The sequence below is a fragment of the Streptomyces bikiniensis genome (assembly GCF_000716625.1).
Taxonomy (GTDB): Bacteria; Actinomycetota; Actinomycetes; order Streptomycetales; family Streptomycetaceae; genus Streptomyces; species Streptomyces bikiniensis.
The window spans coordinates 251,516-267,218 of record NZ_JNXJ01000015.1 but is presented as its reverse complement, the minus strand read 5'-3'; the positions used below and the strand labels follow the sequence as shown (position 1 = coordinate 267,218).

General features: G+C 73.0%; 11 protein-coding genes. 8 read left to right on the top strand and 3 right to left on the bottom strand.

Annotated features, from left to right (window positions below; all coding sequences use genetic code 11):
- Window positions 1–172 precede the first annotated feature (172 nt).
- The 4 genes from OO47_RS14310 to OO47_RS14295 all read left to right on the top strand — a co-directional run bounded on the left by OO47_RS14310 (window position 173) and on the right by OO47_RS14295 (window position 8,475).
- Window positions 173–4,189 (top strand): HAMP domain-containing protein, encoded by a 4,017-nt coding sequence (locus OO47_RS14310; RefSeq protein WP_030213742.1) that lies wholly within the window; start codon window positions 173–175, stop codon window positions 4,187–4,189.
- Window positions 4,190–4,281: 92 nt separating this feature from the next.
- A complete protein-coding gene (locus OO47_RS14305) occupies window positions 4,282–6,816 on the top strand; it encodes a SpoIIE family protein phosphatase (protein ID WP_030213739.1) in 2,535 nt (844 codons plus the stop codon).
- 46 nt (window positions 6,817–6,862) lie between these two features.
- Window positions 6,863–7,231 (top strand): STAS domain-containing protein, encoded by a 369-nt coding sequence (locus tag OO47_RS14300; RefSeq protein ID WP_030213736.1) that lies wholly within the window; start codon window positions 6,863–6,865, stop codon window positions 7,229–7,231.
- 44 nt (window positions 7,232–7,275) lie between these two features.
- Window positions 7,276–8,475 carry a PP2C family protein-serine/threonine phosphatase gene (locus OO47_RS14295; protein ID WP_030213733.1) on the top strand — a complete coding sequence of 400 codons (1,200 nt, stop codon included), beginning with the start codon at window positions 7,276–7,278 and terminating at the stop codon, window positions 8,473–8,475.
- A 180-nt stretch (window positions 8,476–8,655) separates the two neighbouring features.
- On the opposite strand, the gene OO47_RS14290 is transcribed toward OO47_RS14295, so the two are convergent.
- Complete coding sequence (locus tag OO47_RS14290) at window positions 8,656–9,171, bottom strand: MarR family winged helix-turn-helix transcriptional regulator (protein WP_030213731.1); 516 nt, start codon at window positions 9,169–9,171, stop codon at window positions 8,656–8,658.
- A 377-nt stretch (window positions 9,172–9,548) separates the two neighbouring features.
- Here OO47_RS14290 and OO47_RS14285 point away from each other — a divergent pair, with 377 nt between their 5' ends.
- From OO47_RS14285 to OO47_RS33980, 4 genes are all read left to right on the top strand, one after another.
- Window positions 9,549–10,439, top strand: coding sequence for a PP2C family protein-serine/threonine phosphatase (locus OO47_RS14285; RefSeq protein ID WP_234323171.1), 891 nt, complete (start codon window positions 9,549–9,551; stop codon window positions 10,437–10,439).
- 114 nt (window positions 10,440–10,553) lie between these two features.
- Window positions 10,554–10,997, top strand: a complete 444-nt coding sequence (locus OO47_RS14280; protein WP_030213723.1) for an ATP-binding protein — start codon at window positions 10,554–10,556, stop codon at window positions 10,995–10,997.
- 158 nt (window positions 10,998–11,155) lie between these two features.
- A complete protein-coding gene (locus OO47_RS14275; RefSeq protein WP_407696304.1) occupies window positions 11,156–12,001 on the top strand; it encodes an RNA polymerase sigma factor SigF in 846 nt (281 codons plus the stop codon).
- Window positions 12,002–12,623: 622 nt separating this feature from the next.
- On the top strand, window positions 12,624–13,013 hold the full coding sequence (locus tag OO47_RS33980) for a hypothetical protein (protein ID WP_051715995.1): 390 nt from the start codon (window positions 12,624–12,626) through the stop codon (window positions 13,011–13,013).
- Window positions 13,014–13,067: 54 nt separating this feature from the next.
- On the opposite strand, the gene OO47_RS14265 is transcribed toward OO47_RS33980, so the two are convergent.
- Together OO47_RS14265 and OO47_RS14260 are read right to left on the bottom strand one after the other, a co-directional pair.
- Window positions 13,068–14,684: an ADP-ribosyltransferase domain-containing protein gene (locus OO47_RS14265; protein ID WP_030213715.1), complete on the bottom strand. Its 1,617-nt coding sequence runs from the start codon at window positions 14,682–14,684 to the stop codon at window positions 13,068–13,070.
- 139 nt (window positions 14,685–14,823) lie between these two features.
- The gene (locus tag OO47_RS14260; RefSeq protein WP_234323170.1) at window positions 14,824–15,474 is read right to left on the bottom strand and encodes a macro domain-containing protein; all 651 of its coding nucleotides are present in this window, start codon (window positions 15,472–15,474) and stop codon (window positions 14,824–14,826) included.
- Between the last annotated feature and the right edge of the window lie 229 nt (window positions 15,475–15,703).

The window sequence follows — 15,703 nt, the reverse complement described above, 5'->3', positions numbered from 1 at the left end:
CGCTTGATTCCCGCCGCCCTCCTCGCGACGATCACGGGGGAGTAGGGTCGTCGTTTATTGTCGTACGACAACGATCGAGGTCGGATTCGCGCCGGGAGAGGGGCGGCCCGGCCGGCGGTCGGGGTGGTGCTCAGGACCGCTGTGGTGCCTGGCTAGCGAACGAGGATGAGGCATGTCTGAGACGACGATCGAGGGCTCCTCGGCCGCACGGCGGCCGGGACCGGCCGCCGTGGGAGAGGCGGAGCTGCGCCAGCTCCTGGCCGGCCTCACCGCCGTGCGCGACGGGGACTTCGGCACCCGCCTGCCGGACGAGGCGGGCGGGCTCCTGGGCGAGATCTCCGGCGTCTTCAACGGCATGGTCGACCAGCTCTCCCTCTTCACCTCCGAGGTGACGCGCGTCGCCCGCGAGGTCGGCACCGAGGGCACCCTGGGCGGCCAGGCCGAGGTCCCGGGCGTCTCCGGCACCTGGGCCGACCTCACCGACTCCGTCAACGCGATGGCCGGCAACCTCACCACCCAGGTCCGTGACATCGCTCACGTCGCCACCGCCGTCGCCAAGGGCGACCTCTCCCAGAAGATCGACGTCGACGCCCGCGGCGAGATCCTGGAGCTCAAGAACACCATCAACACGATGGTCGACCAGCTCTCCTCCTTCGCCGACGAGGTCACCCGCATGGCCCGCGACGTCGGCACCGAGGGCATCCTCGGCGGCCAGGCGGACGTCAAGGGCGTCTCCGGCACCTGGCGCGACCTCACCGACTCCGTCAACTCCATGGCGGGCAACCTCACCGCCCAGGTGCGCTCCATCGCCCACGTCGCCACCGCCGTGGCCAAGGGCGACCTCTCGAAGAAGGTCGACGTCGACGCCCGCGGCGAGATCCGGGAGCTGAAGAACACCATCAACACGATGGTCGACCAGCTCTCGGCCTTCGCCGACGAGGTGACGCGCGTCGCCCGCGAGGTCGGCACCGAGGGCAACCTCGGCGGCCAGGCCACCGTCCGGGGCGCCTCCGGCACCTGGAAGGACCTCACCGACAACGTCAACGTGATGGCGTCCAACCTCACCGGCCAGGTGCGCTCCATCGCCCAGGTCGCCACCGCCGTCGCCCGCGGCGACCTCTCCCGCCGGATCACCGTGGAGGCCAAGGGCGAGGTTGCCGCGCTCGCCGACACCATCAACACGATGGTGGACACCCTCTCGGCCTTCGCCGACGAGGTGACGCGCGTCGCCCGCGAGGTCGGCACCGAGGGCCGCCTCGGCGGCCAGGCCCGGGTGCCCAACGTGGCCGGCACCTGGAAGGACCTCACCGACAACGTCAACTCGATGGCGAACAACCTCACCGGCCAGGTCCGCAACATCGCCCAGGTCACCACCGCCGTCGCCAACGGCGACCTCTCCAAGAAGATCGACGTCGACGCCCAGGGCGAGATCCTGGAGCTGAAGACCACCATCAACACGATGGTCGACCAGCTGTCCTCCTTCGCCGCCGAGGTGACGCGCGTCGCCCGCGAGGTCGGCAGCGAGGGCCGCCTCGGCGGCCAGGCCGAGGTCGAGGGCGTCTCCGGCACCTGGAAGCGCCTGACCGAGAACGTCAACGAGCTGGCCGGGAACCTCACCCGCCAGGTGCGCGCCATCGCCGAGGTCGCGAGCGCGGTCGCCGAGGGCGACCTGACCCGCTCCATCACCGTCGACGCCTCTGGCGAGGTGGCCGAGCTCAAGGACAACATCAACGCGATGGTCGGCTCGCTGCGCGAGACCACCCGCGCCAACCAGGAGCAGGACTGGCTCAAGTCCAGCCTGGCCCGCATCTCCGAGCTGATGCAGGGCCACCGCGACCTGGCCGTCGTCGCCGAACTCGTCATGGACGAGCTGACCCCGCTGGTGTGCGCCCAGTACGGTGCGTTCTACCTCGCCGAGGACGGCGCGGAGGGCGTCGAGCTCAAGCTCGTCGGCTCCTACGGGCGCCCCGCCGACAGCCGCGACCGCTTCCGGCTCGGCGAGTCCCTGGTCGGCCAGGCCGCCCGCAGCCGCCGCACCATCGCCGCCGAGAACGTGCCCGGCGACTACGTCTACATCACCTCCGGCCTCGGCCAGGCCTCGGGGGGCAGCCTGATCGTGCTGCCGATCGTCGTCGAGGACCAGGTCCTCGGCGTCATCGAACTGGTCTCCTTCACCCCCTTCACCTCCGTGCACCGGGACTTCCTGGAACAGCTCATGGAGACGGTGGGCGTCAACCTCAGCACCATCGTCGCCAACGCTCGCACCGACGAGCTCCTGGAGGAGTCCCAGCGCCTCGCCGACGAGCTGCGGGCCCGCTCCGAGGAGCTCCAGGTCCAGCAGGAGGAGCTCCAGCGCTCCAACGCCGAGCTGGAGGAGAAGGCGGCCCTGCTCGTCTCGCAGAACCGCGACATCGAGGCCAAGAACCTGCAGATCGAGCAGGCCCGGCAGGAGCTGGAGGACCGCGCCCAGCAGCTCTCGCTGGCCTCCAAGTACAAGTCGGAGTTCCTGGCCAACATGAGCCACGAACTGCGCACCCCGCTCAACAGCCTGCTCATCCTGGCCCAGCTCCTCGCCCAGAACCCGACCCGCAACCTCACGGCCAAGCAGGTCGAGTACGCCGGCATCATCCACTCCGCGGGCTCCGACCTGCTCCAGCTGATCAACGACATCCTCGACCTGTCCAAGGTGGAGGCCGGGAAGATGGACCTCAACCCGGAGCGGGTGGCGCTGCGCCGCCTCCTCGACTACGTCGAGGCGACGTTCCGGCCGCTCACCTCGCAGAAGAGCCTCACCTTCACCGTCTCCACCGCCGCCGGCGTCCCCGTGGACCTCGTCACCGACGACTCCCGGCTCCGGCAGGTGCTGCGCAACCTGCTCTCCAACGCCGTCAAGTTCACCGAGCGCGGCAGCGTCGAACTGCGCATCGAGCCCGCCGCGGACGACGAACTGCCCGCCACGGTCCACCGCGGCGGCCCCGTCGTCGCCTTCCGGGTCAAGGACACCGGCATCGGCATCGCCGCCCAGCACCTGGACGCCATCTTCGGTGCCTTCCAGCAGGCGGACGGCACCACCAACCGGAAGTACGGCGGCACCGGCCTCGGCCTGTCCATCAGCCGGGAGATCGCCTACCTGCTCGGCGGCGCCCTCACGGTCGCCAGCGAGCCCGGCGAGGGCAGCACCTTCACCCTCTACCTGCCGGTCGCCCGGGCCGACTTCAAGGAGCAGTCCGCCCACGCCCCGGCCGTGCGGTCCGACGAGGACGAGGAGCCCGCGGCGCTCTCCGACGCCTCCGCCGCCCGCCCCGCCCTGCCCGCCGCACCGCCGGCCCGGCAGATCCGGCGCCTCCTCGTGATCGAGGAGCGCCCGCGCGGACTCCTCTCGCTCGTCGCCGAGAACGCCGTCGTGGAGCTGACCGCCGGCCGCGACCGCGCGGACCGCGAGGACATCGAGCTGATCACGGCCGTGGGCCCCCAGGAGGCGGCGACCGCCCTCGCCACCCAGCCCTTCCACTGCGTCGTGCTCGAGGTCGACATGGCCCACGGCGAGGCCCTGCAGTTCCTGGACGCCATGGACGGCGACGAGGCGCTGCGCACCGTCCCCGTCCTCGCCCACAACAACCGCAGGCTCACCCCCGAGCAGGAGCGGGCCCTCCAGACGCGCGCCCGCATGCGCCCGCTCGAGCTGCTCTCCAGCCTCGACGAACTGCGCGAGCGGATCGCCCTGCACCTGTCGGCGGACCAGCCGGGCGACGTCGTGCCCCTGGTGCGCGGCGAGCACCGGCCCCCGGCGCCGCAGACCATCGACACCGCCCTGCAGGGCCGCACGGTCCTCGTGGTCGACGACGACGCCCGCAACCTCTACGCCCTGAGCGGCATCCTGGAGCTGCACGGCATCAAGGTCCTGCACGCCGAGAACGGCCGCAAGGGCATCGAGGCGCTCACCGCGCACCCCGACATCGACCTGGTCCTGATGGACGTCATGATGCCCGAGATGGACGGCTACACCGCCACCTCGAAGATCCGGCAGATGCCCGTCCACGCCGGGCTGCCGGTCATCGCGGTCACCGCCAAGGCCATGCCCGGGGACCGCGAGAAGAGCATCGCCTCGGGCGCCAGCGACTACGTCACCAAGCCGGTCGACGCCGACGACCTCATCGCCTGCATCCGCCGGTGGCTGAACGACGGGTAGGCCCCGGCCCTCCCCCTACCGCCGCCCCTTCCCCGTCCCGTCCGTTCCGTCCGTCCCGCGGCCCAGGCCGCCGTCTTCGAGGAGTCCGCGTCATGAGCGCTCCCCACCGCCACGGCGGAGAACCCGCCGTCGGTCCCCCAGGAGACGGCGCTCCGACACCGGCCGGACCGGCTCTGCCCCCCGGGCGGGAGGAGGAGCCGCTGCCGGACGACCATTCCGCCGTGGGCCGCCTGGCCGCCACCGTGGAGCGGCTGCGCGAGGAGGTGCGCGCCGCGCACGCCGCGGCCGAGGGGCGCGCCCTGATCGAGCTGGCCAAGGGCGTCATCGTCGAGCGGCTCGGCTGCGGCCCGGCCCAGGCCGCGAAGCAGCTCGCCGAACTGGCCGGGCAGGCCGGGCTCTCCCAGCTGGAGCTGGCCGCGGACATCATCAACCAGGCCGCCCACGACCGGGTCGCCGAGGTCGCCGAGGGCTTCGTCAGGGCCGTACGGCAGCCGGACGGGCCCGGGACCGCCGGGACGGGCCCGGACGCCGGCGGACCGGACGCGCAGGTGAACGCCGGCGGGACCGGTGCGACGGGTGCCGCCGCGGCCGGCGATTCGGTCGCCGTGCGCCTGCGCACGGCCGAGAGCGCCGCGCTCAACGCCGGGGACAGCCAGGCCGTCGCCGAGTCCCTCCTCGAACACGCCCTCGCCCCGCTGGGCGCCGTCGCCGTCGCCATCTGGACCACCGGCCCCGACGCCTCCCTGACCCTCTGCGGCCACGCGGGCTTCGGCGCCGACGAGCCCGCCCGCTGGCGCTACGTGCCGCCCGGCGTGGCCACCGTGGCCCGGGAGGCCCTCACCGCCCGCCGGACCGTCCGGTTCCCCTCGCTCGGGGCCGCCGGCGTCCCCTCGATCGGCCACACCCGCCACCCCGACGGCGGCCGGGTGGCGGTGCCCGCCGGGACCGGCGGGCGGATCCACGGCGTCCTGGAGATCTGCTGGCACCGGCCCCTCGAACCCCAGCCGCAGGCCGTGGAGCGCCAGATCGAGGCCCTGGCCGAACTGTGCGCCCACACCCTGGAGACCCTTCCCGTCCAGCCGGTGCCGACCCGGGCGCTCTCGTCCGCGGCCGCCGGTGCGTCGGAGCTCGTGGAGCTCGCCGACGGCCTCTACGACCCCGCCCTGGTCCTGACCCCGCACCTGGACGGCGAGGGGCGCCTGCGGGACTTCCGCATCCGCCACGCCAACGAGCACTTCCAGGACCCGGCGGGCCGCTCGCGCGGCGCCGTCGACGGAGCCCTGCTCCTGGAGGCGTACCCCACGACGGCCGGCGAGAACGAGCTCTTCGAGCGGATCGAGCGCGTCTACGCCACCGGGGAGCCCTTCCGCGCCCGGCGGACCCGCCTGACCGCCCTCGTGGACCAGGTGCCGCTCGCGTCCGCCGCCGACCTCAGCATCAGCCGGCACGGCGACAGCGTCCTCCTCATCTGGCGCATCGAGGACGAGTCCGCCCGGCTCGCCAGCCTGCTCCAGCACGCCCAGCGCCTCGGCCGCATCGGCGGCTTCGAGGAGGACGTGCTGACCGGGGAGATCACCTGGAACGGACAGCTCTTCGACCTCTTCGGGCGGGACCTCACCGAGGGCCCGGTCTCCCTGCGCGACCTCACCGCCCACGCCCACCCGGACGACGAGGTCGCCATCGGCCGCTTCCTCCAGGCCGTGCTGCACCAGCGGCGGGCGAGCTCGGCGGCCTTCCGCATGCTGCGCCGGGACGGGGTGACCCGCCACATCCGGGTGATCGCCGAGCCCTCCCTCGGTGCCGACGAGCGGCTCCTCGCCGTGCGGGGCGCCTACCAGGACATCTCCGCGCAGCACTGGACGGAGGTCGCCCTGGCGGCCACCCGCGACCAACTCGCCGTCACCGAGCAGGAGTCGGCGGAGCGCAACCGGCTGGCCCTCCAGCTCCAGCACGCCATCATGCCGCCGACCACGGCCCCGCTCGACGCCCCGGGCCTCGACGTCGCCGTGCGCTACCGGCCCGCCGAGACCGAGTCCCTGGTCGGCGGCGACTGGTACGACGCCGTCGTGCTGCCGTCCAAGAAGATCCTGCTGTGCGTCGGCGACATCGCGGGCCACGGCATAGAGGCCGCCACCGGCATGGTCGTCCTGCGCAACGCCCTGCGCGGCCTCGCCGTGACCGGCGCGGGCCCCGGGCAGCTCCTGTCCTGGCTGAACAACGTGGCCCACCACCTGACCGCCCAGGTCACGGCCACCGCCGTCTGCGGCGTCTTCGACCCCTCGACCCGCACCCTGCGCTGGGCCAGGGCGGGCCACCTCCCGCCCGTGCTCGTACGGGGCGACCGGGCCGCCAAGCTGCCGCTGCTCCAGGGGCTGCTGCTCGGGGCCCTCGCCGAGGCCGAGTACGAGGAGGCGGAGATCCAGCTGGAGCCCGACGACACCGTACTGATGTACACCGACGGGCTCGTCGAGCGGCGGGACACCTCCGTGCACGACTCCCTCGACCAGCTGCTCGCCACGGCCCAGACGCCGGCCGACGGCCTCGAACGCCGCCTCGACCTGCTGCTCACGCACAGCAAGTCCGACACCGACGACGACACGTGCCTGATCGGCGTGCGGGTCACCTGACCCCGTGCCCGACCGACCATCACCTCATTTGTGGAAAGCAGGGAGCATGCCCGAGCGCGAAGTGAACCTGGACGTCGAAGTGGAGATCCACGACGCCGACACGGCGGTCGTGTCCGTGGGAGGAGAGCTCGACATCGAGACGGCCACCATGCTCCACCACCACCTGGCCAACCAGTTCCTGCACGGCCGCCGCCACCTCGTCCTGGACCTCTCCGCCCTGGACTTCATGGATTCGTCCGGCCTCAACGTCCTGATCAGGGCGGGGCGGGACGCACGGGAGTCCGGGGGCGACCTCCATCTCGCCGCGCCGACCCCGGCCGTGCGCCGCATCCTGGAGATCACGGGCCTGACGATGACGACGCCCCTGCACGCCGACGTGGCGGACGCGCTCGTCGCGGCCGGGCACGAGGGCTAGGGGTCCGCGCCGCGGGCGCGGACGAGAAGGAGAAACCGGAACACGTGGACGAGATCACCGGTGTCGAGCGGGCCCTGCGCCGGGCCGCTCCGCACCTGCTGGTGGGCGTCGTGGCGGACGCCCTGCGCAAGCACTGCGGGGCGCTGCGGGTGGAGCTCCGCCTCGCCGACTACGCGCTGCGCTCGCTCCAGCTCGTCGAACGCGTGCCGCAGACCACCCCGCCGGTCCTCATCCACGACAGCCCGCAGGGACGCGCGTTCGGCGCCCAGGAGCCGTACGTCACCCGTGACGCCGACGCCGTCTCCGTCCACCTGCCGGTCACCGTCCGGGGGGACCGGATGGGCGTCCTCACCGCCGCCCTGCCGCCGGGCAGCGACCTCGTGCCCCTGCTGCCCGAGCTGCGGCACGTCTGCGAGGCGCTCGGCCACGAGATCCTGGTGGCCGAGCGCGACACGGACCTGTACGACCTCGCGCGGCGGGCCACCCGGCTGACGCTGGCGGCCGAGATGCAGTGGCAACTCCTGCCGGGCCGCTCCTGCGTGCGTCCCGAGTTCGCCCTCGGCGCGCACCTGGAGCCCGCCTACGCGATCTTCGGGGACAACTACGACTGGTCGGCCTCGGCCGACCACCTGACCCTGACGGTCACCAACGGCATGGGGGAGGGCATCGAGGCCGCCCTCCTGACGAACCTCGCCCTCAACGCGCTCCGCAACGCCCGCCGCGCCGGCCTCGGCCTCGCCGACCAGGCTGCCCTGGCGGACCAGGCCGTGTACGCGCAGTACCGCGGCGAGGCCTTCGTCTCGGTGCTCCTGCTCCGCTTCGACCTCGCCACGGGGGAGGTGGAGGCCGTGGACGCCGGATCGCCGCGCCTGTGGCGGCTGCGGGACCGCTCCGTCGAGCCCGTCTCCTTCGAGGCCCAGCTGCCCCTGGGCATGTTCGAGGACACCGCCTACGAGACGCAGCGCCTCGCGGTCCGCCCGGGGGACCGGCTGCTCTTCGGCAGCGACGGGGTGTACGACGCGGCCTCCCCGGACGGGGAGAGCTACGGGGACCGGGCACTGGCCCGCGCGCTCACCGCCACGAAGCTGCTGCCGCCCTCGCAGGTCCCCGGCGCGGTCCTGCGCGAACTCGCCGCCTACCACGGCGACGCCCCGCTGGAGGACGACGCGCTCGTCGTCTGCCTCGACTGGTACGGACGGCAGGACGGACACGGCTCCGGCTCCCCGGAACCCGCCGACGCCTGACCCGTCCCTCCCGTCCCTCCCGTCCCTCCCGGGCCTCCCGGGACACCCGGCGTCAACAGTTGCCGTGCGGCAACTGTATCCTTGAGGCAACACCTGGCTCGTGTCCGGGGTGGACGCGTCGTGGACGGGCAGAGGGTGACAGGTGGGACATGGGGTGCGCAACCGGACGGCGCGCGGGGGTCAGGCGGACCGGACGTCCTTGAGCGGCGCGCCCCGGTGCACCGGGGGCGCCGACGGTCTCTCCTTGTCCAGCGCGTCCTGGAAGCCCGTCAGACCGCGCAGCAGCGCCTTCCGGCTCGTCGGCGACATGCCGGAGATGACGGCCAGCAGGGCCTCTTCCCGCTGGACCCGCAGATCGCGCAGGTACGCCTTGCCGCGGACCGTCAGGTGCAGTTCGAGCTGCCGGCGGCTGACGGGGCTGGGCAGCCGCTGCACGAACCCCAGCGCCTCCAGGCGGTCGCACATGCGGCTCACCGAGGGCGGCGCGGAACCGAGCAGTTCCCCCAGGGCCCGGAGGTTGATGCCCTCCTCGCGGTCGAGGCTGTAGAGCACGCGGAGCTGGGACGCCGACACCGGCGTCGACGACGCCATGTCCCGGCCGCGCTCCCACAGCACCTCCAGAAGCTCGATGAGCTCCCGGGCGGCCTGTGCCGTCTCCTGCGGCTCCCGCTGGGACGGGGCGGGGTTCGCGTCCATGGCTACCGACACTCCTCAGGCGTCCGGGGCGGAAGGCGTCGGCCTCGCGACGCGCCGGTCATCTCCACATCTCTCCAGAAGGCGGTACGGATTCGGTGGATCGACACGTGACAGTGGAATGCGCTCTGCGCGGGGCGCCGCCACACCGCCTCCTGGACTCCCTCCGTGTCGATCTGGCGCGGCGGTTCGCCGTGCTCTCCGCCGATCTCCTGCTCCTCGACTACGGGCACACGTCGCTGCGTCCCGTCGAGCCCGTGCAGGCTCCGGCCGGGATGCGGCACGTGGCCGTGGGGCCGGGGCCCGCAGGTCGCGCTCTTTCCACACAGCAACCATATCTTTTCGGTGGTGACGGGCCCACGGCGACCGCGTACCTTCCTGTGACGGTTCGGGGCGAGCGGTGCGGCGTCCTCGTGGTCGTCCTCCCCTCGGACCTGGCCACTCCCGAAGCGACCGAGGAGCTCGCGGACGTCGCCGAGACGCTCGGACACGCCCTGCGCGTCGCCGACCGCCACACCGACCTGTACCGCCGGACGCGCAGGGCGAGCGCCCTCAGCGTCCCGGCGGAGATGCAGTGGGGCCTGCTCCCCGGGCGGGGGTGCGCGGACGCCGAGTTCGACCTGCACGCCCACTGGGAGCCCTCCTACACCTCGGGCGGACACGTCCTCGACTGGTGCGTCACCGAGGAGGAGCTCACCCTGGTCGTCGCCGACAGCACCGGTACCGGCACCCCGTCCGCCCTGGTCGGCAACCTCGCCCTGAACGCCATCCGCAACGCCCGGCGCGCCGGGCTCGACCTGGTCGGCCAGGCCAGCCTCACCGACCAGGCCCTCTACGGGCAGCACCGGGGCGAGCGGTCCCTCTCCGCCCTCCTGCTGAGCTTCGCCCGTGCCACCGGCGAGGTGCGGGTCGTCGACGCGGGCTCGCCCACGGTCTGGCGGGACCGCGCCGCGACGACCGAGCGGATCGGCCTGGAGCGCCAGCTGCCCCTCGGCATGTTCGAGGACACCGTCTACGCCGCCCAGCGCCTCCGCGTCCTCCCCGGCGACCGGCTCGTCTTCGTCGCCTGCGACCGGGGCGAGCCCCCGCCCGGCGGCGACACGGCCCTCGACCGCCCGGTGCGCCGCGCGATCGAGCGGACCCGCGGCACCGCCTGCGCGGACGCCCCCCGGGCCGTCGTCCGGGCCCTGCGCGAGGAAGCCCCCGGCGAACTGCCGGACGACGTTCTCGTACTCTGTCTGGACTGGCACGGCCGCCGCTCCGCCGGATGAGTACGGTCGGGTCCGCGTTCTCGGATGCGGACGGTGTGGAAAACGCAAAGGAGGGAAGGTGCGCAGGATGAGGTACGGAGCACGGCACCGAGCCGTGTGAGGGGAGGCAGGCCGATGACGGACGCGATCGCCGCGGAGCGCGCGACACAGGAGCCCTTGCTGTACGCGAGCGTCGACTACGACGGTGCGGACGCCGACGACGGCATGGTCGCGTCCGCCCGCGACTTCACCGCCGACTTCCTCACCGCCTCACCGGCCTCGGGACACCCGCGGGTCGCCCGCGAGCGCGTCGACCTCGCGCGCCTGGTGGTCAGCGAGCTGGTGACCAACGCCGTGCGCCACGCGCCCGGCCCCTGCCGCCTGCTGCTCGAACTGTTCGAGGACGCTCTGGAGATCTCGGTGTTCGACCGCCTGGAGACCTCTCCCGTCCCCCGGGGCCACGACCCCGGCCGCATCGGCCAGCACGGCGTCGAGATCGTCGTCGCCGTCTGCGAGAGCGTCAGCGTGGAGCCGCAGCCGTCCGGGAAGCGGGTCAGGGCGCGCCTCTCCCTCGTCTGAACCCGCACGGCGGACGCGTCCGCCCGCCCGGAGGAAAACGCTCGGAGAGAAATTTTCGAGAAGGTGTGCATGCTCCGTGAGGTCCGGGGTATGCGGGCCGTCCGGGGGAAGACGGGTTGTCGACGAAAGAGGGGGTCACCGAAGTGCCGACCACAGTGCTGACCGAGACGAAGACCGGCGCCGAGCGGACCGTGGGGGGGCTTCCCGTGCTCGAAGCCCCCGACAAGGTGGCGCCGAAGGACGCGCGTGAACTGTCGAAGCTCTTCTTCGACCGGATGGCGGTACTGGAGGAGGGAACGCCCGAGTACCAGTACGCCCGCAACACGCTGATCGAGATGAACATGTCGCTCGTGCGCTACGCGGCCGGCCGCTTCCGGGCCCGCGGCGACGACATGGAGGACATCGTCCAGGTCGGCACCATCGGACTGATCAAGGCGATCGACCGCTTCGACATCTCCCGCGAGGTCGAGTTCACCACCTTCGCCGTCCCCTGCATCGTCGGCGAGATCAAGCGGTTCTTCCGTGACACCTCCTGGGCCGTGCACGTCCCCCGCCGCCTCCAGGAGGCCCGGGTGGAACTGGCCAAGGCGACGGAGGAGCTCAGCTCCCGCCTCGGCCGCTCGCCGAGCGTGGCGGAGCTCTCGGCCCTGATGAACCTCTCCGAGGACGAGGTGATCGAGGCGCGGATCGCCTCCAACGGCTACAACTCCACCTCGCTGGACGCCGCGGTCGGCGGCGAGGGGGAGGAGAGCGGCGCCATGCTCTCCGACCTCATGGGCGAAGAGGACCCGGCGCTCGAACTCTTCGAGGACTTCCACGCACTCGCCCCCCTCGTCGCCGAACTCGGCGAGCGGGACCGCCTGCTGCTCCACCTCCGGTTCGTCGAGGAGCTGACGCAGTCGGAGATCGGCAAGCGGCTCGGCATCTCCCAGATGCAGGTCTCCCGCCTCCTCTCCCGCAACCTGGCCCGCCTCCGCAAGGGCATGCTCGCCCCCATGGAGTGACGCCTCCTCCGCTCTCCCCCCTTCCCCCCCGCGGGAACCGAACGGCCTCACCGCCCCCCCTTCCGGTGAGGCCGTTCCCCGTATCGCCGTCTCCGCCCGGGCCGTGAACGGGCCGTGCCACCTCGGGCCGCATGCGGCCACAGCAGCCCCGCACCACCTCCGCCCCGACCGCCTCCGCCTCCTCCACGCAGCCCCGCAACCGCACCAGGGGCCCGGTGCCCGCCCTCATGGCAGGGCTCCTGCTCGGCGCCGCGGGCACGGGCGCCGCCCGGGCGTTGAGCACGGACACCGCCCCCGGCGGGGGGAGCCCGGCCGCGGTCCGGGCCGTTCGCGCGTGCGGCGTCAGGAGGAGGGCCGGTCCCGGCCTCCGCCCAGGGTGCGGGCGAGGAGGGGCGACAGGCGGTCCCGGTGGCGCCGCAGTGTCTCGATGAGCAAGATCATCCTTTCTCCGGCCCACGACCCTGCCCAACGGCCCTGGCTCCGGGCGGAGTCGAGCGCCCCGCCGGCGGCACCCGGGACGTCGTGGCGCGCCCCGGACCGCGACGCCCCGGTACCGGGCGGTGGCCCTCAGTATCGGGAAAAGCGCCCGGCGCCCCGGGTCCCTCGGACTATCGTGCCTTCCATGAGCCCGGACGAGATCGACCCCGGCGACGAGTGGCCCCTGCCTCCGCCCTGGATGTGGGACTGCGACGAGTGCGCCGACCTCTACCGAACCATGCGGGACGTCGGCGACCGGATCGCCGAGCTCCGCCTCACCGGCGAACGCGGCGTCGACTGGGACCCGTTCGACAGCACCGTCACCACCCAGATCGCCCTCGGCGCCCACCTCGCCGCCCGCCACCCCGACCTCCTGCCCGACTGGGACCCCGACTGCGGGACCTGTGCCGGTCACCGGGAGCGGATCGCCCGCGAGCGGGAGCCCGGTCCGCACCGGGACTTCGACGTCCGCTGCGGCCGCGAGCACCTCGCCCGCCACGTCTACGCCCCGCCCCGGACCGTCGGACTGCTCTGAGCCGCGCCGCTCCGAACGGCCTCCTCCGCACCGGGCCGCCCGGGAGCCGTCCGCTCAGGACACCGGGCCCGGCCCCTCCAGCTCCGTCAGCCGTACGGTGCACAGGCCACCGCGCTCGGCCTTCACCTCCGTCACCTCCAACCGCGTTCCCGGCGTGAGGATGTACTCCTCCTCGCCGGTGAACGCGGAGAACCGCCGGATCCCCACCGCCCGCGCCGGCGTCACCTCGAACAGGGTCCGTCTGCCCCGGTTCCCGAGGAACCCCCGGGCCACGGCCGGCTCGGAGGTGCACGAGGACACGCCCCACCAGGTCACCGTCCGCCCCACCGGGTACTGCGACCGCAGGTCGAGCGCCACGCCCCGCCACAGGGGCTCCTTCCGCACCGGCAGCCCGGACACCGCCGAGAACAGCAGCCGCAGGTACGGCAGGTACGGCACCAGCCGCTCCCGGTCCGGGGAGCGCAGCACGGCGTTGATCTCGCGGTAGAACGCCGACTCGCACGTGTACAGGTGGAGCGCCGCGATCGCGTCGGCGGACAGTCCGCCCGCGTCCTTCTCCGCCGCGACCCTGGCCTCCCCGAACCGGATCGACCGCTCGACGTACCCGTCCAGGTTCCGGAGGACCCCCGACACCGGCTCGACGGCCTTCCGGAAGTCCAGCAGCGGAGTGTCGAACACGCCGGTGATCGGCGGCAGGACGAGCCCTTCGTCCTTGACGCTCGTGAGCCGCTCCAGATACAGCTGGTGCAGCTCCATCGTCGACGCGATGAACGCCCCCATCCGCTCGGCGACACCACCGCCCTCCGGTCCGCCGGCCCCCGGCGCCTCCCGGTCCCAGCCCTTCGCCGGAAGCCAGTCGACCGGCTCGGCCCCCACCGCCGCCAGCGCGTCGTTCACCCGCGCGAAGTGGTCGCCCTCGCAGAAGAGGTCCCCCTGCGCCGCCGGGTTCGCGTGGTCCAGGTGCCGGACCTCCACCCCCGGGTACTTCTTCTCCAGCCGCTGGACGACCCGCTTCAGGCTCCGGGCGTGCGCGCCCCACCAGGCGAACACCACCCCCCGGTCCTCCTCCGCGGCCTCCTGCTTGGCCCGGAGGATCTCCTCGACGATCCGCTCGGCCACGGGTCGCCAGAACGCGGTGTGCCGGTCGGTCGGCACCGCCCCGTCCGCGCTCGCCGTGAGCGACGCGTTGAGCAGCAGCACGCCCTGGGTCAGCATCGCCTGGAACCACTCCGGCGGAGAGACCGTCTCCTCCTTCTCCAGCAGGGCCCGGACGTCGGCGACCGGCGTCTTCGCGGCGATGCCGTACTTCCACATCGCGGCGGCCTTGATGAGGCAGCGGACGCTGACCACCCGGCCGAACCGGCTGTCCCTCCAGTCGGTGAAGGTGTTGTCGAACATGGCGATGCCGGTCGCGCTCTCCGCCCGCGGATACGGGTTCTGGCCGAAGGCGACCACCTTCCACTTGTGCGGCGGATGCGGCTTCAGCGCCTGGAACGTCAGCTCCCGCACCGGCACCACCTCCGGGCTCCGCTTCGGGCCGATGAACTCGACGGCCCCGGGCTGTGCCTCGATCACCGGTCCGAGCAGCGGAAGCCACGGCTCGCCGCCGCCGGTGAACAGGTCCGCCAGGCTCAGCGGGTCGCCCGCGGCGGGAACGTCGGCGTCGGTCATGGGTGCGGAACTCCCTTGATTCGGTACGGAGACGGCGGGGGCGGTGGGGGCGGCGCCGCTCCCCGGGGCCTGCGGAGTCTGTGAGGCCTGCGGAGTCTGTGGGGCCTGTGGGGCCTGCGGCGTCTGCTGCGTCTTCGGGTCAGTGGCGAAAGGAAGGCCGCCGCGGCACGTCGATCCGGACCCGCCGCGCGGACCCCGCTCCCCGGATGTCGTCGAGCTGCCCCAGTACCGCGGCCCTCAACTCGTCGTAGTCCGCGAACCCGTGGTCCTGGAACAGGGTGTAGCCCGTCCACATCAGGTTGGCGCACACCTGCGCGGGCACCCGCCCCGTCTGCGCGCCGAGCCCCACCAGGGCCACCGACCGGATGCTGCCGGGCTCCACCCGGTTCTGCAGGTGCACCGCCTGGAACGCGGCCGCGCACGCCAGCGCCACGTTCATGGTCTCGCCGACGTCCTGCGAGGACCGGTACATGGTCGGCGTCGAGATCAGATACCGGGGCACGGCGGCCCCGGACGGGACGCACACCGCGCTGCCCACCGGCAGGCTCCCGCCGAACCGGTCGCGGATCGCCCGCTGCACCCGCACCTGGATGCCGGCGCCGAGGTACCGCTTGACGACGGCGTCGACACCGCCGTCCATCCGCCCCTTCGCGTTGGTGGGGGACACCCACGCGTCGACGTCCACGTCGAGCAGGGAGCCCCGCCGGATCTCCACCTCGGGCGTGTCCGCGAACGCGGACCGCCAGGCCGCCACCACCCCGGCGTTCACATCGACCAGTACGACTCTCAACGCATGCCGGACACCCACGAGTCCGCCCCTCTCGCACAGCTTCTCGAACAACTCCGAAGCTATAGCGCCCCACTGACAACGCCCCGGCGCCTCGGTCCGCCCGGAGAGGGAACGACGAAGGCGAGGAGATCACTCTCCTCGCCATGCTCAAGGTATAGCGCACCGGGGGGCTTGCGGCAAGGCCCCGGCCATGGCGCAGAATCGGCGACCTCGGCCACGACCTGCGGAA